Raw genomic sequence first — 2,535 nt, forward strand, 5'->3', positions numbered from 1 at the left:
GGGCGAGGGATTTTAAGTCCCGTGCGTCTACCAATTTCGCCACGTCCGCATCTGCGGATCTGCCAAGCGCACCGCGCGCGTGCCGTCAAGTCACGGTGACGAAACGGCGCGTCACACGTTGAGGCGCGCGCGCATTTCCTTGCCGGGCTTGAAATATGGAACGCGCTTGGCGTCGACCGCGACCAGTTCGCCGGTGCGCGGGTTGCGACCGGTACGCGCATCGCGCGCGCGGGTCGAAAAGGCACCGAAGCCGCGCAATTCCACACGGCCACCTGCGGCGAGCCGTTTCGAAATTTCATCGAAAAACGTGGTTACGAGCGCCTCGATATCGCGGCCCGACAAGTCGGGATTGTCTGCCGCCAGCATCTGGACGAGTTCCGAACGGATCATCGCGTCATTCCCTTACCCACCTTATACTCCGATACGAGCGGTAAGACCAATCCGGACTTGATCTAACACAAGTCCGCCTCTGGTTATAGGCACGAAACGACGTAAAAAATAGCGGTGGGGCTACTCACTTTGGACGAGTAACCCCACCGAATCGGTCACTTCTTTGTGTCGGTGCCCTGCGCCTTGAGCGCCGCGCCGAGAATGTCACCCAGTGACGCGCCCGAGTCGGACGAGCCATATTGCGCAACTGCCTGCTTCTCTTCGGAGATCTGCATCGCTTTGATCGAGAAGGTCGGCTTCTTTGAACGGTCGAAGCCGGTGACCATCGCGTCGAACTTCTGGCCGGTCTGGAACCGTTCCGGACGCTGTTCGTCGCGGTCGCGGCCAAGATCGGTACGCTTGATGAAGCCCGTCGCGCCGTCATCGCCAACCTGCACTTCGAGACCCGCATCGCGGACTTCGAGCACGGTGACCGTGACGATCGCATTCTTGTTGAGGCCCGAACCCGCCGCTGCGGTGCCGCCTGCAGCAACGCCACCGGCCGCTGGAGCACCACGCTCAAGCTGCTTCATGCCGAGCGAGATGCGCTCCTTTTCGGCATCGATGTCGAGCACGATGGCCTGAACCATCTCGCCCTTGCGGTGCAGGTTGAGCGCGTCCTCACCCGAAACGCCCCAGGCGATGTCGGACATGTGGACCATGCCGTCGACATCGTTGTCGAGGCCAATGAACAGGCCGAATTCGGTCGCGTTCTTGACTTCGCCCTCGACGGTCGAACCGATTGGATGCGATTCTGCAAACGCCTCCCACGGGTTGCTGATCGCCTGCTTGAGGCCGAGCGAGATGCGACGCTTGTCGGGATCGACCTCGATCACGACGACATCGACTTCCTGCGAGGTGCTGACGATCTTGCCGGGATGGACGTTCTTCTTGGTCCACGACATTTCGGACACGTGCACCAGGCCTTCGATGCCCGGCTCGAGCTCGACGAACGCACCATATTCGGTGATGTTCGTAACGCGGCCCGACAGCTTCGCGCCAACCGGATACTTGGCGGCGGCGCCTTCCCACGGATCGCTCTCAAGCTGCTTCATGCCGAGCGAGATACGCTGCGTATCCTTGTTGATGCGGATGATCTGAACCTTGACGGTATCGCCAATGTTGAGGACTTCCGACGGATGGCCGACGCGCTTGTACGAAAGATCGGTGACGTGCAGCAGGCCGTCGATGCCGCCCAAATCAACGAACGCACCATAATCGGTGATGTTTTTGACGACGCCGTCGATGATCTGGCCCTCGGCGAGCGACAGGATCAGGCCCGAACGCTGCTCGGCGCGAGTCTCTTCGAGAATCGCGCGACGCGACACGACGATATTGCCGCGCTTGCGGTCCATCTTGAGGATCTGGAAGGGCTGGGGGATGTCCATCAGCGGGGTGACGTCGCGCACCGGGCGGATATCGACCTGCGAACCCGGCAGGAAGGCCACGGCACCGTTAAGGTCGACGGTGAAGCCGCCCTTGACGCGGCCGAAGATGACGCCCTCGACGCGCGCGGTCTTGGCGAATTCGGTTTCGAGCGTGTCCCAAGCGGCTTCGCGGCGCGCGCGGTCGCGCGACAGCATCGCTTCGCCATGCACATTCTCGACGCGATCGACGAACACTTCGACTTCGTCACCAACCTTGAGATCGGCCTTCTGGCCCGGCATCGCGAATTCGCGCAGCGGAACGCGGCCTTCCGACTTCAAACCGACGTCAATGACGGCGAGGTCGTTCTCGATTGCGGTAACGGTGCCCTTGACGACGCGCCCTTCGAAGCTGTCGGCACCGCCGAGCGTCAGTTCGAGCATGGCCGCGAAATCGTCGCGCGTTGGATGTGGCTGAGTGGCCATAAAGTCCTGAATTCCTAAATTATGTTCCGGCCAGCCGGTTGTCTCCGGCGGTCTTGGCCAATGCTGTCGCACGGGCCGATTGCCAAATGCGACATCCATCCGGCCGCGCTTCGTGGGGGCTTCGCCAAGCGAAAAAGGCGCAGGAAGCAACCTTCCGCGCCGGACCTCCACGAACCATGGCTCGCTGGACGAGCGCGCCTTAGCGCGACGGACGCTGCGGAGCAAGTCGGAAGCGCATTGACAATCTTTGCCAAAA

General features: G+C 61.6%; 2 protein-coding genes. Both read right to left on the reverse strand.

Annotated elements, in window-relative coordinates; translation table 11 throughout:
• Positions 1-111: 111 nt before the first annotated feature.
• Complete coding sequence (locus ABWP09_RS13330; protein ID WP_188447227.1) at positions 112-390, reverse strand: integration host factor subunit beta; 279 nt, start codon at positions 388-390, stop codon at positions 112-114.
• 155 nt (positions 391-545) lie between these two features.
• Complete coding sequence (gene rpsA, locus ABWP09_RS13335; protein ID WP_188447229.1) at positions 546-2,279, reverse strand: 30S ribosomal protein S1; 1,734 nt, start codon at positions 2,277-2,279, stop codon at positions 546-548.
• Positions 2,280-2,535 lie beyond the last annotated feature (256 nt).

Origin of the sequence: Sphingomonas sp. (assembly GCF_040398505.1) — a bacterium.
GTDB lineage: Bacteria > Pseudomonadota > Alphaproteobacteria > Sphingomonadales > Sphingomonadaceae > Sphingomonas.